This is a genomic window from Frigoribacterium sp. AC759, from assembly GCF_979256015.1.
Genome location: NZ_CEEDMT010000001.1, coordinates 380,863 through 403,578, shown reverse-complemented (window position 1 = coordinate 403,578; position 22,716 = coordinate 380,863). Strand labels below are relative to the sequence as shown.

Genomic DNA, 22,716 nt, shown 5'->3' with positions numbered 1-22,716 from the left:
CGGGCGGACGCCTCGGCCCCGCTCGGCCCCGCTCAGGCGCGCGTCAGACCCAGCAGCCGGATGACGTCGTCGACCTCTTCGGCGGGTGCGCGCCCGGCGTCGACGACCACGTGCCGCTCGTCGGCCTGCGGCGGCTCGAGCGTGGCGACCTGCGAGTCGAGTAGAGCGCTCGGCATGAAGTGCCCCTCGCGCGACGCCATGCGGTCGCCGAGCATCTCGCGGGTGCCCCGGAGGTAGACGAAGACGACGTTGTGCTCGCGCAGCACGTCGCGGTACTTGCGCTTCAGCGCAGAGCAGGTGATGACGCCCGGCACGCCCGCCATGGCGTGCTCGATGATCCACGACGACACCGTGTCGAGCCAGGGGGCCCGGTCGTCGTCGTCGAGGGGCGTGCCCGCGGCCATCTTGGCGACGTTCTCGTCGGGGTGCAGGTCGTCGCCCTCGTAGAAGTCCCAGCCGAGCTGCTCGGCGAGCATCGCGGCGAGCGTCGACTTGCCCGAGCCGGAGACGCCCATCACGACCAGCACGGGATCGGTGGCGTACGGCCCCGAGGAGGCGCGGCCCGCGTTCTCGACGACGGCCATCAGACGGCCCCGCCTGCCGACACGGGCGTCTCGCTGCTCGGAGTGGTGGGGGCGGCGGGTGCCGCGGCGCTGGGGGTCATGCTGTCGCGTCCTTTCGAGGACGCGTCGTCGCGACCTCGTCGTCAGGGGGATGGTGCGGGTTCGAACGGGCGGGGCCTCGCGCCGGCCACCCGTCGATCTGGCAGTCTTGAGGCGCGAGTCGATCTGATCGATGCTGATAAATCAGATTTATGGAGTCTGCCACAGGGCGACCCACCCGGCAAGGCGCCCTCGCCCCGATCCCAGGAGCTGACGATGACGCCCGGACTCCAGTCATCCCGTGAGCGCGGTCTGCACGCTCAGGTGGTCGACGTCCTCGGTCAGGAGATCGTCGACGGTCGACTCGGTCCGGGGTCCATCGTGAACCTCGACGAGCTCGCCGTCCGATTCTCGGTCTCCCGCTCGGTGCTCCGCGAGTCGCTCCGGGTGCTGCAGTCGCTCGGCATGGTCGAGCCGCGCCAGCGGGTCGGCACCCAGGTGCTCCCCCGCGCCTCGTGGGATCTGATGAGCCCGCAGATCATCGTGTGGCGCGGCCGCGGGCCCGAGTACCACACGCAGATGCGCGAGCTGCTCGAGCTGCGACTCGGCCTCGAACCGGTGGCCGCCCGCCTCAGCGCGGGGCGGCTCGACCCCCTGCAGGCGGCGCTCGTCCGCCAGGCGGCCAGCGCGATGGTCGAAGCCGGCGTCGAGGGCGACGGGCGGAAGTACCTCGAGGCCGACATCGCGTTCCATTCGGCGATCCTGCACGGCTCGGGCAACGCCGTCATCGGCCACTTCGCCACGACGGTCGAAGCGCTGCTGCGCACCCGCACCGAGGAGCGACGCTTCACCATCACCGAGTACACCCCCGCCAGCGCCGCCCGGCACCACGCCCTGGCGGACGCCCTCGCCGACGGCGACGCCGACGGGGCCTTCGCCGCCGCGCAGGCGCTGATCACGGCCACCGTGGCCGAGTTCGACGACGAGCGCGAAGCGGCCCCTGGCCTCTGAGACGACGCGCCGGAGGGGTCAGTCGATCACCTGCACGTCGGTGAAGGCGCCCTCCTCGACCAGCTGCGCCGCGCCTCCTGCGGGGGCGATGCTCCACAGCCCGGGGGTGGCACCGCTGGCGAGCCCGACGAAGAGGACCCCGTCGGCGTCGGCAGCGATGCTGCCGGGTCGCGTCTGGCTCTGCAGGGCGAGACCGGTGGCGGGCACCACCGTGCGGACGCCGCTCGGCGAGGTGACGGCGACGTCCTTCGTGGCGAGGTCGGCCGTGCACGGCGGGCGGTTCGCGCCCTGCGGCAGGCAGAACGTCGTCGCCTGCAGCGAGTAGAACGAGCCGTTCAGACCGTAACCGCCCGCGGCGTAGATGGTGCGGTCGGTGAGCGACGGGCTGCCGCCCGAGGTGCCGGAGCCGTCGTCCGTCGACCAGAACTGGAGACCCACGGCGCCGCCGCTGTTGGCCTCGAAGTAGTTCGTGCGACCGGCGCCGGCGACGAGGTCGGCGAGACGGGTGGTGCCCTGCGAGAAGGTGCTCTCGACCGGGGCGCCGCCGCCGGCCGGGTAGGTGCGCAGCACGCTGGTGTACAGCACGACGACGTCGCCGTTCGCCCGCACCGTCAGCTGCAGGGGCGCCGAGGGGAACGACGCGGCGACCGTGCGGCGGGTGCCGTCGACGCCGAACTCGACGAGCGAGCCCGAGGCGGTGAGCAGGTACGCGACGCCCTTCGGCGACACATGCAGCTCGTCGGCGCCCGCCAGCCCGGTGGCCAGGGTGACCGGGGCCGCCCGGGTGGAGGGGTACCGGACGAGAGTGCCGGCCGTCGAGTCGAGCACCGTGACGTCGCCGTTCGCGGCCACGTCGTAGCCGCCGGGTGCGGCCGGCGCCGCAGCGACGTCGAGGGGCGCCGAGTCGACGGTCGGGAACACAACGATGCGTCCGTTCGTCACGGCGAAGACGGCGGTCCCCTCGTCCACGGGGGTGACGGGCGCGGTCGCGGGCGTGAACGACACCGCGGCGGCGACGCTCGAGACCGACGCGTTCCGCGCCCTGACCTCGAGACGCGCGCGACTGCCGGGGGTCAGCCCGGTGATGCGAGCGGTCCGCACCGTCGGGCCGACCCGGATCGTCCGCCCGACGGCATGCCCGCCGACCGAGACGAGGGTGACCGAGTAGCCCGCGAGGGCCGGCGAGCCGGTCGACGCCGGGGCCTTCCAGCCGATGTCCACGGAGGTCGCCCCGACTGCGGTGGCCGTGACCGACCGCGGGGCGGAGGGGGCCCTGACGACGGCCTTCTTCTTCGGGCCGGTCGCGGTCTTCGGGCCGGTCGCGCCCTTCGGGCCGGTCGCGGTCTTCGGGCCGGTCGAACCCTTCGCACTGCTGGTGCTGCTCGTGCTGCTGGTGCTGTTCGTGCCCGAGGGGGCTGCGACGGCCGGGGCCGCCACCCCCAGAGACAGGATCGCTGCCACGGCGACGATGCCGGTGAGTCGGTTCATGGGGGGTGTTCTCCTGACGGGTGGCGGGTTCGGGTTCCGCCAGAGGCGACGATATCGCCCGCGGAGCCGGTCCCCCAAGAAGGGGACCGGGTGACTCCCGCCCACCCGCGGATGACTCTCGGCCGGCCCGACACGTCCCGTTCACCCCGTGGACGCCTCGGCAGGGCAGCATGCCCGCATGATCGCGATGAGCGCCCGTGTGACGCCGACCACCGGCAGCGACTCCGTGCGCCTGCTCGAGCGCAGCCTCCGCAGCCACTACGAGAGCCTCCCGATCGCCGCGCACCAGTACCTCGTGCGCTTCTCCGACGGCCCCGTGCTCGTGACCGACGAGGTCGGCTCGCTGCGGCTCGACGTCGTCGTGGCCGACGAGCGATCGGCGCGTCACTTCGAGGACTCCCTCCGCTCCGAGCTCGCCATCCGCACGCTCGACGACTCGCTCGCCGTCAGCTGGTCCCGCGACGCGCACGCACCGCTGCCCCTCCGCTGAGCCCGTCGCCGAGACATCCCCGGAGGCACCGACAGAGCACCCGCCGAGGAGGCGCGGGTCAGCCCTCCGCCGCGGCGATCAGCTTCGACATGGTCCGGTGCAGCACCACCAGCTCGTCGCGCTCGACCCCGAGGCGCTCCATCATCCGCGCCGGGATCGACTCGGCCTCGGCCCGGAGGGCGGCACCGGCGGGGGTGAGTGCGATGGCGAGCGTGCGCTCGTCCGTCGACCCGCGCCTCCTCGTCACGAGCCCCTGCGCCTCGAGCCGCTTGACCAGCGGCGAGAGCGTGCCGGGGTCGAGACGCAGCGCCGTCGCCAGGTCTTTGAGGGCGAGCGCGGGGCCCTGCCAGAGGGCGAGCATCACGAGGTACTGGGGGTGCGTCAGCCCGAGCGGCTCGAGCACCGGGCGGTAGGCGGCGACGACGCTGCGGGACGCGACGGAGAGCGCGAAGCAGATCTGACTCTCGAGGGCGAGCGGGTCGACCTCCGGACGCTGGGCCGCGGGCGGGCCGGTCGGCACCGCCTGAGCGATGGGCGTGGTCACCGCTCGGCCTGCGGTGCCGGGCAGTGCAGCATCGTCCGCACACCGGAGCGGTCGACGACGTGCTCGTCCATCGGGTGGCCGCAGAGCGGGCAGGCTCCCCCGTGGACGGGCGGCACGAGGGGCGCCTCGTTCTTGAGCCCGAGCTGCGCCCCGCCGATGTACGGACGCAGACGCCGGTTGAGCCCCTCGATCAGGTCGCCGAAGCGGCTGCCGTGCTCGTAGCTGCGGGGTTCGCGGTCATCTCGTCTCGGGCTCACGATCAGTTAGTGTACCAATGATTCGCACACCAAGCGATGTCCTGACGCACGAGCGGCCCGCCGCACGGATGCGACGGGCCGCCCTGTGGTGCCGATGGGTCGGACTACGGCGTCATGCCCCGACCTTGAGACAGCAGCTGGTGCGCCTGCGTCGCGAGCTCGCCGCGCACGAGCACCTCGTAGCTGCCGGCCTCCATGGTCTTGGTCGACGCGAAGTCGCGACGTCCCCGCAGGGCCGCATGCCCGACGAAGCCCCAGAGGGCACCCCAGAGGGCGCCGCCGCCCACGGCGATCAGCAGGATGCCGATGAAGGCGACGTTCGTGGCGAAGAGACCGAAGAGGAGACCGAGGAAGAGCCCGAACCAGGCACCTCCCCCGGCGCCGCGTGCGGCGGCCCCTCCCTTGGTGAGACGACCGGAGACGTTCTCGACGGTGCGGATGTCGTGACCCACGATGGAGACGCTCTCGACCGGGAACCCCTGGTCCGAGAGCAGATCGACCGCGGACTGCGCGTCTTCGTAGCGGGAGAACGTCGCGAGCGTCTGCGGGTGACCGGCGCCGGCGAACGCCCCGGTGCCGCGCGGGCCCGGGGTGCCCTCGGTGGTCGTCGGCCGCCCGGCGACGGGAGCTGCAGCAGGGCCCGCAGGGGCGGATGAACCGGGCACCTGGGCCTGACCGGGCTGCGGCGTCGTCGGAGTCCGCCCGGGCTGCGGCTCGGAACCGGCCGCGGGCGTCGGCGCGTACTCGCCGTAGGCCGGTCGCGGACGGGAGTCGGGGGCGGGCGCGGTCACCTCGGGTCGCGCCTGGGGGTCCGGCTCGTGGGAGGCAGGGGTCGCGTGCTGTTCGGGTGTGCTGCCGGTGCCGGGCTGGTCGTTGCTCATGCATCAGTTCTACCGTCGCGCCCTGAGGCGTGGAGCGGATATGCAGAGCGCTCCCAGAAAGAGATCGGGGGCGACGCCGGCTGCGCAATGGTGACGCCGTGGTGAAACGACGAAAGGCACCCGCTGAGCGGATGCCTTTCGGTGTTGGTGGATCTGAGGGGACTCGAACCCCTGACCCCCTGCATGCCATGCAGGTGCGCTACCAGCTGCGCCACAGACCCATGTTCAATTGTCTTGCTTGTCGCGCCCCTTGCGAAGCAACTCGTCAACCCTACTACAGAAATCGAGCGGTGCTGAACACGGCCCTTCTCGACCATCGCCCCGCGCCTCCTCGGCGCGCTCCGCCCGTCGCGGATTCGGCCCGCGACATGCGAGAGGTGAACGACACGCCGCGATGCGGTGTCTCGTTCACCTCTCGGTGTTCGACGGGACGGGGCGCGTCACGCCTCGTTCTGAGCGGGCTCGGGCAGCTCGATCGGAATCGTGGGGCAGTCGCTCCACAGACGCTCGAGCGAGTAGTACTGACGGTCTTCGTCGTGGAACACGTGCGCGACGATGTCGCCGAAGTCGAGGAGGATCCACCGGCCTTCGGCGCGACCCTCGCGACGGAGCGTCTTGACGCCGGCCTCGAGCATCTTGTCTTCGATCTCGCCGGCGATCGCGACGACGTTGCGCTCGCTTCGACCGGAGGCCAGCAGGAAGATGTCGGTCAGAGGCAGCGGCTCGGAGACGTCGAGCGCGACGAGGTCGTCGGCCTGCTTGTCGTCGGCGGCGCGGGCCGCGATCTGCAGGAGCTCGATGGCGCGAGGAGTGGCTGTCACGGATGCCTTACGTGTCGGTGGTGCGGAGGATGACGAGGGTCACTGACCCAGGATGCCGGTCGCGAAACCCGCGACGACCACTCCGATGATACCTGCTCCGATGATGCCCCCGCCGATGCCGAGGAACAACGGCAGTCGACTCGACTTCGGCTGCGACGCCGCGAGCACGACGGCCCGGGTCGAGGTATGGGTGCTGATGGCCCGACTGGCCCGCACGGGCACGGCGTCGGTCTCGGCGTTCTCGGCGTCGCCCTGCTCGAGGAGGCGGTCGATGTCGGCGTTGTCGACACGGGCCTGCGACCCCGTCGCGCCGAGGCTCCGCGGCAGGTCGATCGACCCGGTGATGATGATCTCGCCGGTCGCGTTGAGCGCCCCGGTGACGTCGGCGATCTGCTGATCGGTGAGGATCAGCGCGTTCGTCTGCCCGGTGTGCGTGCCGAGCGCGCGACCGGGAGCCGTCTCGTCGTCGGGCGCTGCGCTCTGACTCGTCCAGTGGCCGACGGGCGGCACGAGGCCGTTCGACTCGGGCGCCGACGCGGGGACGGTCGGGACGATCGGGCGCACAGCGGCGGGAGCCGCCGGCGCGGAGTCGTCGCGGCGTTCGAACGACGCGGGCCGCAGCGCGGGGGTCTGCCCCGAGGAGGCGCGGGTCGAGTCGTCGGCATCGCCGTCGGTCGCCCCGTCGACGGGCCCCGACGGGTTCTGACCGGCGGGCGTGGGGAGCGGGGACGAGTCGGCGACGGAGGAGTCGTGGTCGCCACCGACACCCGATGCGCCACCCGGCGCGATGAACTCGTCGACGGTGCTGAGCGCCTCGGAGAGTGGTCGGCGCGGCTCGGGCCCGGGAGCCTGGAGCGGCACGGGCTCGGCGGACCGGCCCGACTGCGACTCGCGGAGCGCCCGCAGCTCGCGACGTGTGAGTCCACGCTCGGGCGACGAGACGGAGCCGGGGGCCGGGACGGAGGCCGGCGCCTGGTCGGCTGACGACACGGGGTCGGGAGCCGACGCCGGCGCGACTGCGGGCTCGGGAGCCGAGTCCGGGCTGGGAGCCGACGCGGGCTCAGGAGCCGATGCGAGCTCAGGAGCCGATGCGGGCGCCGCCGGACTCGGAGCCGACGAGGGCTCGGGAGCCGAGGCGGGCGTCGGCATCGACGCCGGAGCGGCGGTCGGAGACGACGACGGGGCGCCGACGGGGACGGCGCCGGTGATCGCCTGGCCCGCCTCGCGCGCACGCTCGAGGTCTCGAACCTGCCGTCGGGTGAGAGGCGGCTGGCCGTCGGACGAACTCATGCAACGCTCCGATACAGGTGGTGCTTGGAGATGTACTGGACGACCCCGTCGGGGACCAGGTACCAGACCGGGGAGTCTCGGGCGACCCGAGCGCGGCAGTCGGTCGACGAGATGGCCAGCGCGGGGACTTCGAGCAAGCTTACGTCGCTCTCGGGCAATCCGGAAACGGTGAGGTCGTGACCCGGCCGGGAGACCGCGACGAAGTGCGCGAGGTCCCAGAGCTCCTGGACGTCCTTCCAGTCGAGGATCTGCGCCACGGCGTCGGCGCCCGTGATGAAGAAGAGCTGCGCGTCGGGTCTTCGGGCCCGGACGTCGCGCAGGGTGTCGATCGTGTAGGTGGGCCCGTGCCGGTCGATGTCGAGTCGGCTGACGGTGAACATCGGGTTCGACGCGGTCGCGATCACCGTCATGAGGTACCGGTGCTCGCCGTCGGTGACACCCGTCTTCATGTAGGGCTGACCCGTGGGGACGAACAGCACCTCGTCGAGGTCGAACGACGACGCCACCTCGCTGGCGGCGACGAGGTGGCCGTGGTGGATGGGGTCGAACGTGCCGCCCATGATGCCGACGCGGGGTCGACGGACCGACTCGGTCGCGCCTCCGTCCGACGGCTCGTCACCGGTCGACGTCGCGCCCGACGACGACATCGGGCTGTCCGCCGCGACCATGGTGTCCGTCTCTCGCGTCAGTGCGATTCGGGGTGGCCGTATTCGTCGATGGGCCCGGCCTTGTGCTCCTGCGTCTTCGCCTTGCGGGGGCTTCGGTTCGCGACGTCGCGGTAGCTCCACACGACGTAGCCGAGGAACAGGAAGAAGACGCCGAACACCAGCGAGATCACGACCGGGGGCGCCAGCAGGGGCGCGAGTTCTTCGTGGGCCGCGGCGAGCAGTGTGACGTCGAGCATGGGTACTCCGTTTCGAGAGGACGATCCGGGACAGTCTAGCCGCGCACCTGGCCGCTGCCGCGCACGATCCATTTGGTGCTCGTCAGCTCGCCGAGTCCCATCGGCCCTCGGGCGTGCAGCTTCTGGGTCGAGATGCCCACCTCGGCGCCGAAGCCGAACTCGCCGCCGTCGGTGAACCGCGTCGAGGCGTTGACCATCACCACCGCGCTGTCGACCTCGGCCAGGAACCTCTCGGCGTTGGCGTGGTCGTTGGTGACGATGCTCTCGGTGTGACGCGTCGACCAGCGGTCGATGTGCGCCATGGCCGCGTCGAGGTCCGCGACGACGGCGACGGCGAGGTCGAGGCTCATGTACTCGGCCGCCCAGTCGTCGTCCGTCGCGGGCACGACGCCCGCGACGAGCGCGCGGGTCCGCTCGTCGCCGTGCACGGTGACGCCGGCCTCGCGCAGGGCGGCGACGATCGACGGCAGCAGCCGTTCGGCGGCGGACTCGTGCACGAGCAGGGTCTCGAGGGCGTTGCAGACGCTCGGCCGGCTCGTCTTGGCGTCGAGCACGATGTCGATGCTCATGGCGGCGTCGGCCGTCTCGTCGAGGAACACGTGCACCACACCGGCCCCGGTCTCGATCACGGGCACCGTCGAGCGTTCGACCACCGTGGTGATCAGCTGCGCGCTCCCCCGCGGGACGAGCACGTCGACCAGGCCGCGCGCCGTCATCAGCCAGCCGGCGCCGTCGCGTCCGAATTCGTCGACGGTGACGACCGAGTCGGCGGGGAGACCCGACCCGACCAGCGCCTCCTGCACGATCTCGACGAGGGCCGCGTTCGTGTGGAGCGCCGCACTGCCGCCCCGGAGGACCGCCGCGTTGCCGCTCTTCAGCGCGAGGGCGGCGATGTCGACGGTGACGTTCGGCCGGGCCTCGTAGATGGCGCCGACCACCCCGAACGGGACGCGGACCTGGTCGAGGCGGAGGCCGTTCGGCAGCACGCGCCCGCGGACGGTCTCGCCGATCGGGTCGACGAGGGTCGCGACGAGCACGGTGGCCGCGGCGAGCGCCCCGAGGCGATCGCCGTCGAGGCGGAGACGATCACGCAGCGACTCCGACAGACCGGCCTCGGCGGCCGCCTCGAGGTCGAGGGCGTTCGCGGCGACGATGCGAGGCTCGGCCGCCACGAGCGCACGGGCGATGGCCCGGAGGGCCGCGTTCTTCGCGTCGGCCGTCGCCGTGGCCAGCACGCCGGACGCGGACCGGGCCGCGGTCAGCTTGTCGACGAACGCGGGGGCGACGACTTCGGAGGGCGACATGCCCCTGATCTTACGGTCGCGCAGCCTCGAAGAACGTGCCGACGTCGTCGCCCGACAGCGCCCGCGAGACGTTCGCCGTCGAGGTCACGAGCACCGGGGTGCCCGCCTCGGCGGCGTAGCGCGCGGCGGCCACCTTGGTGCCCGCCCCGCCCGTGCCGACGCCCGCGGCGCCGACGTCTCCGAAGGTCACGCCGGTCAGCTGATCACCGAAGGGCACGTCGGTGATCTTCACCGCTCCGGGCTCGTGCGGCGGCCGGGTGTAGAGGGCGTCGACGTCGCTGAGCAGCACGAGGGCGTCGGCGGCGATCAGCTTCGAGACGAGGGCCGCGAGGCGGTCGTTGTCGCCGAAGCGGATCTCCTGGGTGGCGACGGTGTCGTTCTCGTTGACGATCGGCAGGATGCGCAGGTCGAGCAGGCGCGACATCGCCCGCTGGGCGTTGCTCCGGTGGGTCGGGTTCTGGATGTCGCCGGCCGTCAGCAGCACCTGTCCGGCGACGATCGAGTACCGCCGGAGGCTCTGCTGGTAGCGGTAGATCAAGACGTTCTGCCCGACGGCGGCCGCGGCCTGCTGGGTCGCGAGATCGGTCGGTCGCGAGTCGAGCCGCAGATGCGGCATGCCCGTGGCGATCGCCCCCGACGAGACGAGCACGATCTCCGCGCCCCGCCCGTAGGCGGCCGCGAGGGCGTCGACGAGCGGCTCGATCTGACCGGCGTTGTCGCCGCTGATCGACGACGAGCCGACCTTGACGACGATGCGCCGAGCCGACGCGATGCCGGCCCGGTCGGTCACCCGGGGGCCCTCACGGCGGTCCGCCGACGACGCCGTGTCGCTCATGCCTTGTCGTCGCCCTCTTTCACGAGGAAGCCCTCGTCGTCCGTCCAGATGCCCGACGCGCGCTCGCGCTGCAGCTCGGCGCGGGCCTCGGCCTTGGCGTCCATCCGCTCGAAGTACTCCTCGCGGCGCTGGTTGCGCGTCGGGCGGTCGTTCTTGATCAGACGCGGGTCGGTGCCGCGCGCGCTGGTCATCAGCTCGGCGGTCGACGTGAGGGTCGGCTCCCAGTCGAAGACGATGCCGCCCTCGGGCCCGATGACGACCGTCGAACCGGCCTGAGCGCCGGCCTTGAACAGGGCGTCCTCGACGCCGATCGTGTTGAGCCGGTCGGCCAGGTAGCCGACGGCCTCCTCGTTGTTGAAGTCGGTCTGCACCACCCAGCGCTGCGGCTTCTCGCCCAGGATGCGGTAGACGTTGCCGTACGTGCCGCCCTCGACCCGGATGACGAACGGCTTCTCGTTGACGGCGCGCGGTCGCATGACGAGCCGCGGAGGCGCGGGTCGGGCGGCGATCTCGGCCCGGCTGGTCTCGACCACCTCGGCCAGCGCGAACGAGAGGTTGCGGAGACCCTCGTGGCTCACCGCCGAGATCTCGAAGACCTTGTAGCCGCGCGCCTCGAGCTCGGGCGTGACGAAGTCGGCGAGCTCGCGGCCGTCGGGGACGTCGACCTTGTTGAGTGCGATCAGCTGCGGGCGCTCGAGCAGGGGCAGCTGCCCCTCGGGCACCGGGTACGCCTCGAGCTCGCCGAGGATGATCTCGAGGTCGGTCAGCGGGTCGCGGCCGGGGTCGAGGGTCGCGCAGTCGAGCACGTGCAGCAGGGCCGAGCAGCGCTCGACGTGGCGGAGGAACTCGAGACCGAGCCCCTTGCCCTCGCTCGCGCCCTCGATGAGACCGGGGACGTCGGCGACGGTGTAGCGCGTCTCGCCCGACTCGACCACGCCGAGGTTCGGGTGCAGCGTCGTGAACGGGTAGTCGGCGATCTTGGGCTTCGCCGCCGAGAGCGCGGCCACGAGGCTCGACTTGCCGGCCGACGGGTAGCCCACCAGCGCGATGTCGGCCACGACCTTGAGCTCGAGCAGCACGTCGCCCTGCCAGCCGGGCGTGCCGAGCAGCGCGAAGCCGGGGGCCTTGCGCTTGGTCGACGACAGCGCCGCGTTGCCGAGGCCGCCGATGCCGCCCTGCGCGGCGACGAAGCGCATGCCGGGCTCGACCATGTCGATCAGCTCGGTGCCGTCTTCGGACTTGACCACCGTTCCGACCGGCACGGTCAGCTCGAGCAGCTCGCCGTTCGTGCCGCTTCGGTGGTCGCCCATGCCGAAGCCGCCGTTCTCGCTCGAACGGTGCGGCGCGCGGTGGAAGCCGAGCAGCGTCGTGACGCCGGTGTCGCTGACCAGCACGATGTCGCCGCCGTGCCCGCCGTTGCCGCCGTCGGGGCCGGCGAGGGGTTTGAACTTCTCGCGCTTGACGGAGACGCAGCCGTTGCCGCCGTTGCCGGCGCGGAGGTGCAGGGTGACGTGGTCGACGAATGTGGCCATGGGTGTGCAGTCATTTCAGTTCTCGGGGGCCGGGGATGGACTCCCGGGTCGAACACGTATGGGCGAGCAACGCTCGCCCATACGGTGTGTCGCAGCTGGTGCCGCGCCTCGCGGAGGAGGCTCAGGCGCCGGCGACGATGTTGACGACCTTGCGGCCGCCCTTGTTGCCGAACTCGACGGAGCCGGGTGCGAGGGCGAAGAGGGTGTCGTCGCCGCCGCGGCCGACGTTGGCGCCGGGGTGGAAGTGGGTGCCGCGCTGGCGGACGATGATCTCGCCGGCGAGGACGACCTGGCCGCCGAAGCGCTTCACGCCGAGGCGCTGAGCGTTCGAGTCGCGTCCGTTACGGGTGGACGATGCGCCCTTCTTGTGTGCCATCTGCGGGGCCCCTTACTTGATCGAGGTGATCTTGACGCGGGTGAGGTCGGCACGGAAGCCCATGCGACGCTTGTACCCGGTCTTGTTCTTGTAGTTCTGGATGACGATCTTCGGGCCGCGCAGATCGCCGAGGACCTCGGCGGTCACCGTGATCTTCGACAGGGCGTCGGCGGTCGAGAGGATCGTGTCGCCGTCGACGTGGAGGACCGGGGCGAGGGTGATGCTGTCGCCGGTGTCGGCCTTCAGTCGATCGAGGGTGACGATCGTGCCGACCTCGACCTTCTCTTGCCGACCACCGGCGCGCACGACTGCGTAGACCATGTGTGTTCCTTAATGTCTCAGGGGATGTACGAGGGGCCGCCTCGTCGCACGGTTCGTGCGGTGGCGGACGGCGGAGCCTGAGCCCGGCGGCCGTTCGTCGCGGAGGGCCGACGACGTGGTCGTGGGCCGATGCGTACCAACCGCTTAGATTACACGGCGGCTTCGGCCGCCGTCAACGCACTCGGACTACCGTGTGCCTGTGACCATCTTGATCGACGACCCCGTGTGGCCGGCCCACGACACCGTCTGGGCCCACCTCGTCAGCGACGAGTCGTACGACGAGCTGCACCGCTTCGCCGCCGCGAACGGCATCCCCCGGCGCGGCTTCGACCACGATCACTACGACGTCCCCCTCTCGCGCTGCGCCGACCTGATCGAGGCGGGCGCCCGTCCGATCAGCGGTCTCGAGCTCGCCCGGCGCCTCGAGAGCAGCGGGCTGCGTGTGTCCCAGCGCGTCAAGCGGGGCCTGACCGCCTGAGGGACCGACGGCTCGACCGACCCGGTCACCAGGCGGTGGAGTGCCCCGCGAAGCTCGCCACCACGCCGCCCGTCGAGATGTCGACGATGGTCGTCGTCACCGTGGTCGGCACGGGATCGATGGTGTAGCTGAAGTCGGTCTCCGCCGTCGCCTCGGCCGTCTCGACCGCGAGGTACTGCCCGTTGGGCGAGACGGAGAAGCCCTCGATGGTCGTCCCGACGGCCGACGGCTCGTACAGGGCCCGCGCGTCCTTCAGGTCGTCGACGACCACGATGTTGCGATACGAGCTCCCGTCGGCGGCCGGGACCGCGACCTGCTGCACGTAGGTCGTCTCGCCCACGGCGACCAGCTCGCCGCGGAACGGCGTGCCGCCCTCGACCGCCGAGAACGGGATCGGCGTCTGCTCACCCGTGTCGAGGTCGACCCGCGACGACTGCAGCGCCGTCGCCGCCACGAAGGTGCCGCCGTCGAGCGCGACGCCCTGCAGCGAGACGAAGGTGCCGTAGGGCCGAGGAGGCGCGGCGCCGGTCAGATCGAACGCCGCGACGGTCTCGTCCGCCGACTGGACCACGACCGTGGCCCGGCCCGGCACGAAGAACCAGTCGAGCACGGTGATGGGCTCCCCGGCGATGGACTGCACCGGGGTCACGGCGCGCTGGCCCTGGAGGGGCAGCGTGTACAGGGTGTCGGTCTCGGAGCCCTGCGGCCGCCACGAGAAGGCGATGGTCGTGGAGGCGGCGTCCGCGCCGAAGCGGGTGATCAGCCCCGGGCCGTCGGGCAGCGGAAGGGTCTCCACCGCCACCCCGTCGGGAGAGACCAGGCTGAGCGTCGAGGTGGTGCCGTCGTCGGTCACGACCGCGACCGCCGTGTCGAAGACCTCGAAGGCCTGGATGCGCGCGGCCTGATAGACGATGGTGCGATCGGCGCCGCCGGTCAGCGGGGCCCGCTCGATGCGGTCGTCGGCGCCGTCCGCCCCGTGGACGATGCGATAGGTCTGGGCCGCCGCGGTGCTGAAGGTCGTCGTCAGGGTCGACGGCTGGGCCTGGTAGACGCTCGAGACGCCGTCGACCGTCACGGTGTACTCGGTGCCGTATCTCAGCCGGTCGGTGAACTGCACCGCGATGACGTCGCCCGAGGTCGAGACGGTGTGCGGCGCGGCCGGAGACACCTCGACCTGGTCGGCGTCGACGTGGGCCAGCACCTGGTTGGCGAACAGGCGCAGCTGCTGACCCGACTGCGCCACCACGGCGGTCTCGTCGATCTGCGTCTCGGTCAACTTCGGACCCTGCAGGTGGGTCAGGACGCCGAAGATCGTGCAGACGACCGCGAGCACGATCACGACGGCGACGAATCGACGCCCCTGCCGTCGCGAGAGGTCGGCCTGGTCGAGACCGGCGCCCTCGTCGTGGGCCCGCTCGCGCTCCGCCGACCAGCGGTCAGTAGAGGTAGGGGTCACGCGGTTGGCCGACCTTCTCGAGTTCGTCGGGCACGAGGGCGATCGGGTCGTCGGTCGCACCGCTCTGGTTCGCCTGGAATCCGCCGGAGACGTCGATCCAGTCGTCGGCGTCGACCTGCTCGCGCCAGTCGGGGAGGTACACGGGCACGCCCACGGGCTGCGCGTCGACGGCGCAGCAGGTGATGATGAACCGCGACACGTAGAACACGTCGGGGTCGTCGCCCGACGGCACGACGAAGCCGACCAGGTCGGCGGTCTTGCCCTGGTAGAACGAGAGATCGGTGGTCTGCCGCAGCAGACCGGCCCAGTCGAGGATCGAGAACGACGCGTAGGTCTCGTCGGAGGCGCCCGTCGCGTCGTCGACGCTGGTGCCGTCGAGCGCGGCGGTCGACGAGTTCACGTCGCGCTGCCCGGCCGTGGCGCTGGTGAGGGTCGCCGGGGGCAGGGCGACGAGGGCGACGGCCATGACGATCGTCACGAGCGCGCCCGCGCCGACGGCGATGCCGCGGGCCGCGGCGCGACCACGCCGTGGCCGGCGGGGGCGCAGGGCCGCAGCGGGATCGTCGTCGTGGTCGTGCCCACCCGGGTGGTCGTGATCGTCGTCGTCGCCCCGGGCGGGGGCGAGCGCGAGCACGCCGATCGACAGCACCATGCCGATGGCGATCATGATGACCGTGAAGACGACGTACCGCGGGTGGATGTACAGGATGAGCTGCCCCGTGGCCGCGAGCCACAGGGTCGCGACGCCCACGACGAGGGTCAGGAGCACGCCCTGCCATCGGTCGGCCAGACGAGCCGGAGAGCGTCGCAGGGACGGGAGTCGATCACGCAAGGAAGTTCACCACCAGTCCGATGGCGGCGCTGGTGAGCGCCACCACGAGGGTCAATTGGGCCAGGACGCGGGGCCGGTACGTCGTCCGCAGCAGCGCGAGCATCTTGACGTCGATGATCGGCCCGAAGACGAGGAACGCGGCGATGCCGCCCGGCATGAAGGTCGAGGCGAAGGGCAGGACGAAGAAGGCGTCGACGTTGGAGCAGATCGAGATCACGAAGGCCAGCAGCATCATGGCCAGCACCGACCAGACGGGGTTGCTGCCGAGGGTGACGAGCACCGAGCGCGGCACCGCCGTCTGGATGGCCCCCGCGATCGCCGCCCCGATGAAGAGCGCCGGCATCATGGTCGACATCTCGCGACGGAACAGGTCGACGCTCTGCGACAGGCGGCTCACCCCGTGACCGTGGTCGTCGGCGACGGCGCACTCGGCCGCGAACGACGAGGTCAGGAGGCTCTCGGGATCGGGGTGCTTGCTGAACAGCCAGCCGATCAGGTTCGCGATCACGAAACCGCCGACGAGACGTGCGACGAGGATCCCGCCGTCCCAGCCGAACGCCTGGTGGGTGGTGATGATCGTGATGGGGTTGAGGATCGGCGCCGCGAGGAGGAAGGTCATCGACTCGGACACCGTGAAGCCCTTGAGCACGAGACCACGGGCCAGGGGCACGTTGCCGCATTCGCAGACCGGCAGGAACATCCCGAGGAACGAGATGACCGCCCGACGCGGCAGCGGACGCTTCGGCAGCCACGACGTGAAGAACGCCTGAGGCAGCCAGACCTGCACGACGATCGACAGGACGATGCCGAGCAGCACGAACGGCATCGACTCGACGATGACCGAGATCGTGAGCGTGACGAAGTCCTGCAGGGTGTTCGGCAGGAGGCCGGGGCCGAGGGCCGGTGTGACCAGGCGGACGGCGACGAGGACGAGCGCGACGGCCGCGCCGACGGCGAGCAGACGACTGCGTGGAGAGCGGCGACGACGGACCGGACCGTCGACCGTGTGGTCGACGAGATGGCGTTCGCGGAGGGGAGCCGTCACCGGCCGGACTCGTCACGGGCGGGCGGAGGCGCGTAGCGCGTCCAGTCGTCGGACGAAGGAGGCGCGGTGGGCGCGGCCGGGACGACCCGCCCCGGTGCGGACCCGTCGACGGGCAGGGCCGCCTCGGCGGGAGCGGCCGCCGAGCGATCGACGTCGACGTCCGTCTCGTGGTCGGTCGCGCGGGCGTCGCTCTCGCCATCGCGCGACGGGGATGCGGGGTCTCCCCCACGCAGCCACGACCGGGCCAGCACTCCGCCGAGCACGAGAACGGCCGTGTCCACCACGCCCGCCGACAGCGGGATGGTCGTCAGGTACAGGGCCAGATTGACCCAGGTTCCGCCCTCCCGCGACAGCGCCACGCCCGGCGCGACGCCCACCAGGATGAGCGCGGCCGTGCCGGCGAGACCGGCGACGAGCGTGCTGCGCAGCACGACGTCGAGGCCGTCGCGCGCCCTGATCGGCCGCACGAGCACGAGGACGGCGAAGGCGGCCAGGTAGAACGGGAACGGGTAGAGGACGAAGCCGCCGAGGAACTGCCCCACGGGGGTCGCCGCGAAACCGCTCGGGAAGGCCGTCGCCGAGAAGCCGATGGCCGACCCGACGAGGGCGAGCAGACCGAGTGCGAAACGGACGACGAGCAGCACGCCGAGAGCGGCCGCGGCGATGAGGAACGACTCGCGGCCCTCGGCGCTGCGGGTCGAGACGACGACAGCCCGGAACCTCGACCTGACGGTCGGGGTTCCGGGCTGGGTCGGAGTCACGCAGACACCCTAGACGACTCAGAGGTCGTCGGAGCTGACACCCACTCCGAGGATGAACGGGCCCGACTCGGTCGGCGCGGCGGTCGGCGCCGACGCCGGTGCCGTGCCCGAGCTGGAGGCGCGGCGCGAACGACCGCGCCCCTGGCCGGGCTGCTTCGGCTCGGGCAGCGCGCCGAGGACGGAGTCGAGCAGCTGCTCGGCGTCGTCCTTGCTGATCCGACGCGGCTCGCGTCGGGTCGTCGCGACCGGGATGTCGAGGATCGCGACGGTCGCGTCGGGCGTCGACACCGTGGCCCGCGACCGGCGGGGCTCGGTGCTGCGCTCGACCTTGTCGGCGGCGGGGGCCTGGGGCTCGGGCGCCGTGGCGGGCGGCACCACGACCGTGGCGCGGACGGTGCTGTCGACCTCGACGATCGGCGACGAGCCGGCGTCGGTCGAGGCCTCGTCGGGCGAGGCGGCGGACGACTCGGAGGTCGTCGCCTCGTCGCGGGACGACGCGCGTCCGCCGCGTCGACCCTTGCGGGCGCCTCGACCGCGCTTCGGCTCGTCTCCCGAGGTCGACGAGTCGTCGGTGGACGACTCGTCGCCGGCCGGCGGCGTGACCGCCGCGGAGGCCGCTGCGTCGATCGCGGCCTCGACGGCCGCAGCCGCCTCCGTCGCGGAGTCGGTGCTGCGGTCGCCGTCCTCGGCGTGGGCGATGGTCGACGCCGCGATGCGCGACAGGGCGTTCTTGACGTCCTCGGTGATGGCGTGGGTCCCCGTCGAGGGCCCGGACGCCGCCGGCGCAGCCGAGCCGCCACGACCCGCGGCGCCGCCGTTGCCCTGGTTCTGGCCGCCGCCACCCGACTTGGCGGGCTGCGCCGCGCCTCCTCGGCGACGCTGCTGGTCGTTCTTGCCCCGGCCCTGCGGCTGCTGCTCCTGGACGCGAGCGGCGCTGCCGGCCTCGGAGAACGACTCGGCCAGACCGAGGCCCAGCTTCTTGCGCGTCATCTGGACGAGACCCAGCGAGGTGACCTCGGCCACCTGGTGCTTCGTGCGGTCGCGGCTCAGGCACTCGACCAGTCGACGCAGCACGAGGTCGCGGTTCGACTCGAGCACCATGTCGATGAAGTCGACGACGATGATCCCGCCGATGTCGCGCAGACGCAGCTGGCGGACGATCTCTTCGGCCGCCTCGAGGTTGTTCTTCGTGACCGTCTCTTCGAGGTTGCCGCCCGAGCCCACGAACTTGCCGGTGTTGACGTCGACGACGGTCATGGCCTCGGTGCGGTCGATGACCAGCGAGCCGCCGGAGGGCAGCCAGACCTTGCGGTCGAGCGCCTTCTCGATCTGCTCGTTGAGGCGGTACTCGTCGAAGGCGTCCTTCTCGCCCTCGTAGCGCTTGACGCGGTCCATCAGGTCGGGCGCGACCGCCGCGAGGTACGACTGCAGGGTGTCGAACGCCTCGTCGCCGTCGATGACCATCTCGTGGAAGTCCTCGTTGAAGACGTCGCGGACGATCTTGATCAGCAGGTCGGGCTCGGAGTGCAGCTGGTTCGGCGCGTTGCCGACCTCGACCTTCTTCTCGATGTCGGCCCACTGGTTCAGCAGGCGCTTGACGTCGAGGGTCAGCTGCTCTTCGGTGGCGCCCTCGGCGGCGGTGCGCACGATGACGCCGGTGTTCTCCGGCAGGGCCTCTTTGAGGATCTTCTTCAGGCGGGCGCGCTCGGTGTCGGGCAGCTTGCGGCTGATGCCGTTCATCGAGCCGTTGGGCACGTAGACCAGGTAGCGGCCGGGCAGCGAGATCTGGCTGGTGAGGCGGGCTCCCTTGTGGCCGACCGGGTCTTTGGTGACCTGGACGAGCACGCGGTCGCCGGGCTTGAGGGCCAGCTCGATGCGGCGGGGCTGGTTGCCGTTCGAGAGGCTGTCCCAGTCGACCTCGCCGGAGTAGAGCACGGCGTTGCGCCCGCGTCCGATGTCGACGAACGCGGCCTCCATCGAGGGGAGCACGTTCTGCACGCGTCCGAGGTAGACGTTGCCGATCAGCGACACGTTCTGCGCCTTGGCGACGTAGTGCTCGGCGAGCGTGCCGTCCTCCATCACGCCGATCTCGATGCGGTCGCCCGACGAGCGGACGATCATCTTGCGGTCGACGGACTCGCGACGGGCGAGGAACTCGGCCTCGGTGATGACCGTGCGGCGGCGACCGGCGTCGCGACCATCGCGGCGACGCTGCTTCTTGGCCTCGAGACGGGTCGAGCCCTTGATGCGCTGCGGCTCGGTGATGAGCTCGGCCTGGCGCTGCGGGCGCTCGCGCGGGGCGCGGTCGGACTGCTGACGCTGCTCGGAGTCGCGCTCCTCGCGGTCGTGCGAGCGGCCACGCGACCGGCGGCGCGAACTCGGCTGCTGCGGCTCGTCGTCGCCGTCGTAGCCGTCGTCGTCGGACTCGTCCGCGTCGTCGTAGCCGTCGTAGCCCTCGTCGTCGCGGTCGGACCGACGTCGACCGGGTCGTGCCGGCAGCGGCACGATCTCGGGGGCGTGGAAGATCAGGCTGGTGGTCGTCAGCTGCGCCGGGATGGGCGACGACGGGGCCTCTTCGCTCTGGCGCACCGCCTCCGCCGCGGCGACGGCCGCGTCGGCGCGCTCGACCGGGGTGGTCTCGGTGGGGTCGTCGACCGCGGTCGGGTCGACCAGGGACTCGATCGGGGTGTCGGTCGTGGTCTCGGGCTGGGTGGTCGCCGGCTGCACCGGGACCTCGTTCTCGTTGGTCACGGCTGATGCCTCCTGGGCGTCGTCTCGTCGGGTGGTCCGGAGGGTGCTGTCGGCGGCGGGCGGCGAGGCCGCCAGGGCGCGTCGCTCCACCGGTGCGGCGGCCTGGCGGGCGCGGAGCCCGCTGAACAGGCCGCGTCGCTTCTTCGGACCGGTCTCGTTGCTGGTGTCGTCTCTGTTGTTCACCACGGGTGGTGCGCTCCTCGCCCCGCCGAGGTCGAGCCGTCGGCGGGTGGTCTCATGTCGTGATCGGGCGGCGCCCTGCGCCTGCCCCGGTCACCGCGTCCTCTCACGACGCGCGGTGTCGGTCACGCGGCGTTCGGTCACGGGGCCGATCGTCTCTGCGATCGCGGCCGTCGTGTCGTTCGTCGTCGTGCGGTTCTTCGTTGCTGTTCGGAACTGGCCATCCGACGAGGGGCGACTGCGCCCCGGCCCGGTTTCCGTCGCACCCGCACGATCGCCCCGGAGGGGATCGCGGGGTCGACACGGCCCGGCAAGTCTCGATCGCGAGGCTGTCACCCTGCGACTGAAGCGATTATCGCATGCTCAGCCCGTGACCACCCATCGGAGCGTGGAATGATTCCCGATGTGACGACCTCGCAGACCCCACCGCGCACCCTCCCCACCGGCCGGACGCCCGTCGTGACGGCCGTCCTGCTGATCGTCGCGGGCGTCGTCGGACTGATGGGCGCCTTCGCCCTGACTCTCGACAAGTTCCGACTGCTCGAGAACCCGACCGAGGCGCTCGGCTGCGACGTCAATCCCTTCGTCGGCTGCTCCCCCGTCATCGAGAGCGCCCAGGCGTCGCTGTTCGGGTTCCCCAACCCGATCATCGGCCTGATCGGCTTCGTCGCCCCGATCGCGGTCGGCGTCGCCCTGCTCGCCGGTGCGCGGTTCGCCCGCTGGTTCTGGATCGCCTTCACGGCCGGCACGTTCCTGGCCTGGGTCTTTATCACCTGGCTCTTCACCCAGACGGTCTTCGTCATCGGCGCGCTCTGCCCCTGGTGCATGCTCGTCTGGTCGGTGACCATCCCGCTCTTCTGGATCACGACGGTGTGGGGTCTGGCCCGTGGCGTCACCGCTCCGACGGGCAGCGGCGTGCAGAGGGCCGCAGCGCGCCTCCTGCCGTACTCGTGGGTGCTGCCCGCCCTGAACTACATCGTCGTCGCGACCGTGATCGTGGTGCAGTTCCCCCTGCTGCTGTCGACGCTCTTCTGACCCGCTCCGCTCTCAGCCTCCTCTTCGACGCGCGAGCGAGACTCGCCGGTACCCGAACGAGAATCGAGGAGCGATGACGCCGTCACCCGGCACCGGAGACACCAAGCGCGAGCGTCGTGACGCCGCGCGCGAGAAGGCGCGGATCACCCGCGAGACCGAGGCGAGACGCCGCCGTCGCAACAGGTGGTTCGCCCAGGGCGGTCTGGTCGTCGGGGTGCTCGCCGTCATCGGGGTCATCGCCCTGGTGATCACCCGGTCGCTCGCGCCCGCCGGCCCCGGTCCGCTCAACATGGCGAGCGACGGCCTCGTCCTCTCGGGCGACGGCACGAGCGTCTCGGCCGTCACGACCGACGCGCTCGAGGCCGACGCCGAGCCCGTCGCCTCGACGGCGGGCACGGCCGAGAAGCCGAGCATCGTCGTCTACCTCGACTACCTGTGCCCCTACTGCGGTCAGTTCGACACCGCCAACGCCGAGCAACTGACGACCTGGGTCTCGCAGGGCGACGTCGACCTCGAGATCCACCCCCTGGGGTTCCTTGACAACGCCTCGCTCGGCACCAAGTACTCGACCCGGTCGGCCAACGCGTTCGCCTGCGTCGCGAACTACGACCCCGACGCCGCACTCGACGTCAACACGGCCCTCTTCGCGCAGCAGCCCGCCGAGAACACCAGCGGGCTGACCGACGCCGAGCTGGTGTCGCTGGTCGAGGGGGCCGGAGCCGACGACCCGGGCATCGCCGGCTGCATCACCGGCGGCGAGTTCGACGACTGGGTCGCCTCGGCCACCGAGCGGGCGCTGAACGACCCGCTGCCGAACTCCGACGAGCCGAAGGTGACGGGCACCCCGACCATCCTGGTCAACGGTCAGAAGTACGGCGGGTCGCTGACCGACCCGACCGTCTTCGCGCAGTTCGTCGCCGAGGTCGCGAGCGGCGCCTCCACGGCGGACACCTCGACCGGCGGCACGGAGTCGACGGCCACGCCGACCCCCTGACCACCGCACCCGGCACGGACGACGGGCCCGCGCCTCCTCGATCAGGAGGCGCGGGCCCGTCCGTTCACGCTCGGTGCGTTCTCGGGGTCGTCAGAACCAGAGCGCCAGCTCGCGCGCGGCCGACTCGGCCGAATCGCTGCCGTGCACGAGGTTCTGCTGCACCTTGAGGCCCCAGTCGCGGCCGAGGTCGCCGCGGATGGTGCCGGGTGCTGCGGTGGTCGGGTCGGTGGTGCCCGCCAGCGAGCGGAAGCCGGCGATGACCGAGTTGCCGGCGACGCGGATCGCGACGGTGGGTCCGCTCTGCATGAACTCGACGAGGGGCTCGTAGAACGGCTTGCCGACGTGCTCCTCGTAGTGGGCGGCGAGCAGGTCGCGGTCGGCCTGCACGAGTCGGATGTCGACGAGGGCGTAGCCCTTCGCCTCGATGCGGCGGAGGATCTCGCCGGTCAGGCCGCGGGCCACGCCGTCGGGCTTGACGAGGACGAGGGTTTCTTCGAGGGCGGTCACAGGTGCTCCTTCATGTCGGGG

The 22,716-nt window shown here is 71.6% G+C and carries 25 protein-coding genes and 1 tRNA gene; 5 read left to right on the top strand and 21 right to left on the bottom strand.

The window, feature by feature from the left end; genetic code table 11:
• Positions 1-32: 32 nt before the first annotated feature.
• Positions 33-584: a gluconokinase gene (locus ACZ6JE_RS01880; RefSeq protein WP_192060041.1), complete on the bottom strand. Its 552-nt coding sequence runs from the start codon at positions 582-584 to the stop codon at positions 33-35.
• A gap of 294 nt (positions 585-878) precedes the next feature.
• Between ACZ6JE_RS01880 and ACZ6JE_RS01875 the strand changes: the two genes are divergently transcribed.
• Positions 879-1,613 (top strand): FadR/GntR family transcriptional regulator, encoded by a 735-nt coding sequence (locus ACZ6JE_RS01875; RefSeq protein ID WP_192060039.1) that lies wholly within the window; start codon positions 879-881, stop codon positions 1,611-1,613.
• A gap of 18 nt (positions 1,614-1,631) precedes the next feature.
• Here ACZ6JE_RS01875 and ACZ6JE_RS01870 read toward each other — a convergent pair whose 3' ends face one another.
• Positions 1,632-3,101: a fibronectin type III domain-containing protein gene (locus tag ACZ6JE_RS01870; protein ID WP_464318040.1), complete on the bottom strand. Its 1,470-nt coding sequence runs from the start codon at positions 3,099-3,101 to the stop codon at positions 1,632-1,634.
• 178 nt (positions 3,102-3,279) lie between these two features.
• Between ACZ6JE_RS01870 and ACZ6JE_RS01865 the strand changes: the two genes are divergently transcribed.
• Positions 3,280-3,591 carry a hypothetical protein gene (locus ACZ6JE_RS01865; RefSeq protein WP_192060035.1) on the top strand — a complete coding sequence of 104 codons (312 nt, stop codon included), beginning with the start codon at positions 3,280-3,282 and terminating at the stop codon, positions 3,589-3,591.
• 58 nt (positions 3,592-3,649) lie between these two features.
• On the opposite strand, the gene ACZ6JE_RS01860 is transcribed toward ACZ6JE_RS01865, so the two are convergent.
• The 13 genes from ACZ6JE_RS01860 to rplU all read right to left on the bottom strand — a co-directional run bounded on the left by ACZ6JE_RS01860 (position 3,650) and on the right by rplU (position 12,656).
• Positions 3,650-4,135: a MarR family winged helix-turn-helix transcriptional regulator gene (locus ACZ6JE_RS01860; RefSeq protein ID WP_464318039.1), complete on the bottom strand. Its 486-nt coding sequence runs from the start codon at positions 4,133-4,135 to the stop codon at positions 3,650-3,652.
• Entirely contained in the window at positions 4,132-4,392 is a 261-nt protein-coding gene (locus tag ACZ6JE_RS01855) for a hypothetical protein (protein ID WP_192060033.1), read from the bottom strand. The genes ACZ6JE_RS01860 and ACZ6JE_RS01855 overlap by 4 nt, the downstream gene beginning before the upstream one ends.
• 104 nt (positions 4,393-4,496) lie before the next feature.
• Positions 4,497-5,273 carry a YflT domain-containing protein gene (locus tag ACZ6JE_RS01850; protein WP_464318038.1) on the bottom strand — a complete coding sequence of 259 codons (777 nt, stop codon included), beginning with the start codon at positions 5,271-5,273 and terminating at the stop codon, positions 4,497-4,499.
• 145 nt (positions 5,274-5,418) lie between these two features.
• A tRNA-Ala gene (locus ACZ6JE_RS01845) sits at positions 5,419-5,494 on the bottom strand.
• Positions 5,495-5,713: 219 nt separating this feature from the next.
• Positions 5,714-6,094 carry a ribosome silencing factor gene (gene rsfS / locus ACZ6JE_RS01840; protein ID WP_192060030.1) on the bottom strand — a complete coding sequence of 127 codons (381 nt, stop codon included), beginning with the start codon at positions 6,092-6,094 and terminating at the stop codon, positions 5,714-5,716.
• Positions 6,095-6,133: 39 nt separating this feature from the next.
• Complete coding sequence (locus ACZ6JE_RS01835) at positions 6,134-7,384, bottom strand: DNA polymerase III subunit gamma/tau domain-containing protein (protein WP_464318037.1); 1,251 nt, start codon at positions 7,382-7,384, stop codon at positions 6,134-6,136.
• Entirely contained in the window at positions 7,381-8,031 is a 651-nt protein-coding gene (gene nadD, locus ACZ6JE_RS01830) for a nicotinate-nucleotide adenylyltransferase (protein ID WP_464318174.1), read from the bottom strand. The genes ACZ6JE_RS01835 and nadD overlap by 4 nt, the downstream gene beginning before the upstream one ends.
• 38 nt (positions 8,032-8,069) lie before the next feature.
• Positions 8,070-8,288: a hypothetical protein gene (locus ACZ6JE_RS01825; protein ID WP_192060026.1), complete on the bottom strand. Its 219-nt coding sequence runs from the start codon at positions 8,286-8,288 to the stop codon at positions 8,070-8,072.
• A gap of 35 nt (positions 8,289-8,323) precedes the next feature.
• Complete coding sequence (locus ACZ6JE_RS01820; protein WP_464318036.1) at positions 8,324-9,592, bottom strand: glutamate-5-semialdehyde dehydrogenase; 1,269 nt, start codon at positions 9,590-9,592, stop codon at positions 8,324-8,326.
• A gap of 10 nt (positions 9,593-9,602) precedes the next feature.
• A complete protein-coding gene (gene proB / locus ACZ6JE_RS01815; RefSeq protein WP_320477988.1) occupies positions 9,603-10,427 on the bottom strand; it encodes a glutamate 5-kinase in 825 nt (274 codons plus the stop codon).
• A complete protein-coding gene (obgE, locus tag ACZ6JE_RS01810) occupies positions 10,424-11,959 on the bottom strand; it encodes a GTPase ObgE (RefSeq protein WP_192060019.1) in 1,536 nt (511 codons plus the stop codon). The genes proB and obgE overlap by 4 nt, the downstream gene beginning before the upstream one ends.
• Positions 11,960-12,080: 121 nt before the next feature.
• Positions 12,081-12,335, bottom strand: a complete 255-nt coding sequence (gene rpmA, locus ACZ6JE_RS01805) for a 50S ribosomal protein L27 (protein WP_243215165.1) — start codon at positions 12,333-12,335, stop codon at positions 12,081-12,083.
• Between the two features lie 12 nt (positions 12,336-12,347).
• On the bottom strand, positions 12,348-12,656 hold the full coding sequence (gene rplU / locus ACZ6JE_RS01800) for a 50S ribosomal protein L21 (RefSeq protein WP_192060015.1): 309 nt from the start codon (positions 12,654-12,656) through the stop codon (positions 12,348-12,350).
• A 199-nt stretch (positions 12,657-12,855) separates the two neighbouring features.
• Between rplU and ACZ6JE_RS01795 the strand changes: the two genes are divergently transcribed.
• A complete protein-coding gene (locus ACZ6JE_RS01795) occupies positions 12,856-13,134 on the top strand; it encodes a DUF4031 domain-containing protein (RefSeq protein ID WP_192060013.1) in 279 nt (92 codons plus the stop codon).
• A 25-nt stretch (positions 13,135-13,159) separates the two neighbouring features.
• Here ACZ6JE_RS01795 and ACZ6JE_RS01790 read toward each other — a convergent pair whose 3' ends face one another.
• From ACZ6JE_RS01790 to ACZ6JE_RS01770, 5 genes are read right to left on the bottom strand one after another with little or no spacing between them, the layout of a single operon-like run.
• Entirely contained in the window at positions 13,160-14,590 is a 1,431-nt protein-coding gene (locus ACZ6JE_RS01790) for a WD40 repeat domain-containing protein (RefSeq protein WP_464318035.1), read from the bottom strand.
• Positions 14,571-15,359 carry a TIGR03943 family putative permease subunit gene (locus tag ACZ6JE_RS01785; RefSeq protein ID WP_243215163.1) on the bottom strand — a complete coding sequence of 263 codons (789 nt, stop codon included), beginning with the start codon at positions 15,357-15,359 and terminating at the stop codon, positions 14,571-14,573. The genes ACZ6JE_RS01790 and ACZ6JE_RS01785 overlap by 20 nt, the downstream gene beginning before the upstream one ends.
• A 55-nt stretch (positions 15,360-15,414) precedes the next feature.
• On the bottom strand, positions 15,415-16,467 hold the full coding sequence (locus ACZ6JE_RS01780) for a permease (protein ID WP_308196222.1): 1,053 nt from the start codon (positions 16,465-16,467) through the stop codon (positions 15,415-15,417).
• A complete protein-coding gene (locus ACZ6JE_RS01775; protein WP_464318034.1) occupies positions 16,464-17,228 on the bottom strand; it encodes a hypothetical protein in 765 nt (254 codons plus the stop codon). The genes ACZ6JE_RS01780 and ACZ6JE_RS01775 overlap by 4 nt, the downstream gene beginning before the upstream one ends.
• 18 nt (positions 17,229-17,246) lie before the next feature.
• The gene (locus ACZ6JE_RS01770) at positions 17,247-20,165 is read right to left on the bottom strand and encodes an Rne/Rng family ribonuclease (RefSeq protein ID WP_464318033.1); all 2,919 of its coding nucleotides are present in this window, start codon (positions 20,163-20,165) and stop codon (positions 17,247-17,249) included.
• A 399-nt stretch (positions 20,166-20,564) separates the two neighbouring features.
• Here ACZ6JE_RS01770 and ACZ6JE_RS01765 point away from each other — a divergent pair, with 399 nt between their 5' ends.
• Complete coding sequence (locus ACZ6JE_RS01765; RefSeq protein WP_320478511.1) at positions 20,565-21,194, top strand: vitamin K epoxide reductase family protein; 630 nt, start codon at positions 20,565-20,567, stop codon at positions 21,192-21,194.
• Positions 21,195-21,267: 73 nt separating this feature from the next.
• Positions 21,268-22,188, top strand: coding sequence for a DsbA family protein (locus ACZ6JE_RS01760; RefSeq protein WP_464318032.1), 921 nt, complete (start codon positions 21,268-21,270; stop codon positions 22,186-22,188).
• A gap of 90 nt (positions 22,189-22,278) precedes the next feature.
• Here the strand turns inward: ACZ6JE_RS01760 and ndk are convergent, their stop codons facing one another.
• Positions 22,279-22,695 (bottom strand): nucleoside-diphosphate kinase, encoded by a 417-nt coding sequence (gene ndk, locus ACZ6JE_RS01755; protein WP_243215317.1) that lies wholly within the window; start codon positions 22,693-22,695, stop codon positions 22,279-22,281.
• Positions 22,696-22,716: the final 21 nt, after the last annotated feature.

Bases quoted from the DNA above. Each gene is read 5' to 3' on its own strand.
- rpmA (WP_243215165.1), bottom strand. From the start codon at position 12,335: ATGGCACACAAGAAGGGCGCATCGTCCACCCGTAACGGACGCGACTCG.
- ACZ6JE_RS01880 (WP_192060041.1), bottom strand. From the start codon at position 584: ATGGCCGTCGTCGAGAACGCGGGCCGCGCCTCCTCGGGGCCGTACGCC.
- rplU (WP_192060015.1), bottom strand. From the start codon at position 12,656: ATGGTCTACGCAGTCGTGCGCGCCGGTGGTCGGCAAGAGAAGGTCGAG.
- proB (WP_320477988.1), bottom strand. From the start codon at position 10,427: ATGAGCGACACGGCGTCGTCGGCGGACCGCCGTGAGGGCCCCCGGGTG.
- ACZ6JE_RS01875 (WP_192060039.1), top strand. From the start codon at position 879: ATGACGCCCGGACTCCAGTCATCCCGTGAGCGCGGTCTGCACGCTCAG.
- ACZ6JE_RS01865 (WP_192060035.1), top strand. From the start codon at position 3,280: ATGATCGCGATGAGCGCCCGTGTGACGCCGACCACCGGCAGCGACTCC.
- ACZ6JE_RS01825 (WP_192060026.1), bottom strand. From the start codon at position 8,288: ATGCTCGACGTCACACTGCTCGCCGCGGCCCACGAAGAACTCGCGCCC.
- ACZ6JE_RS01820 (WP_464318036.1), bottom strand. From the start codon at position 9,592: ATGTCGCCCTCCGAAGTCGTCGCCCCCGCGTTCGTCGACAAGCTGACC.
- ACZ6JE_RS01850 (WP_464318038.1), bottom strand. From the start codon at position 5,273: ATGAGCAACGACCAGCCCGGCACCGGCAGCACACCCGAACAGCACGCG.
- ACZ6JE_RS01870 (WP_464318040.1), bottom strand. From the start codon at position 3,101: ATGAACCGACTCACCGGCATCGTCGCCGTGGCAGCGATCCTGTCTCTG.
- ACZ6JE_RS01760 (WP_464318032.1), top strand. From the start codon at position 21,268: ATGACGCCGTCACCCGGCACCGGAGACACCAAGCGCGAGCGTCGTGAC.
- obgE (WP_192060019.1), bottom strand. From the start codon at position 11,959: ATGGCCACATTCGTCGACCACGTCACCCTGCACCTCCGCGCCGGCAAC.
- nadD (WP_464318174.1), bottom strand. From the start codon at position 8,031: ATGTCGTCGTCGGGCGCGACGTCGACCGGTGACGAGCCGTCGGACGGA.
- ACZ6JE_RS01835 (WP_464318037.1), bottom strand. From the start codon at position 7,384: ATGAGTTCGTCCGACGGCCAGCCGCCTCTCACCCGACGGCAGGTTCGA.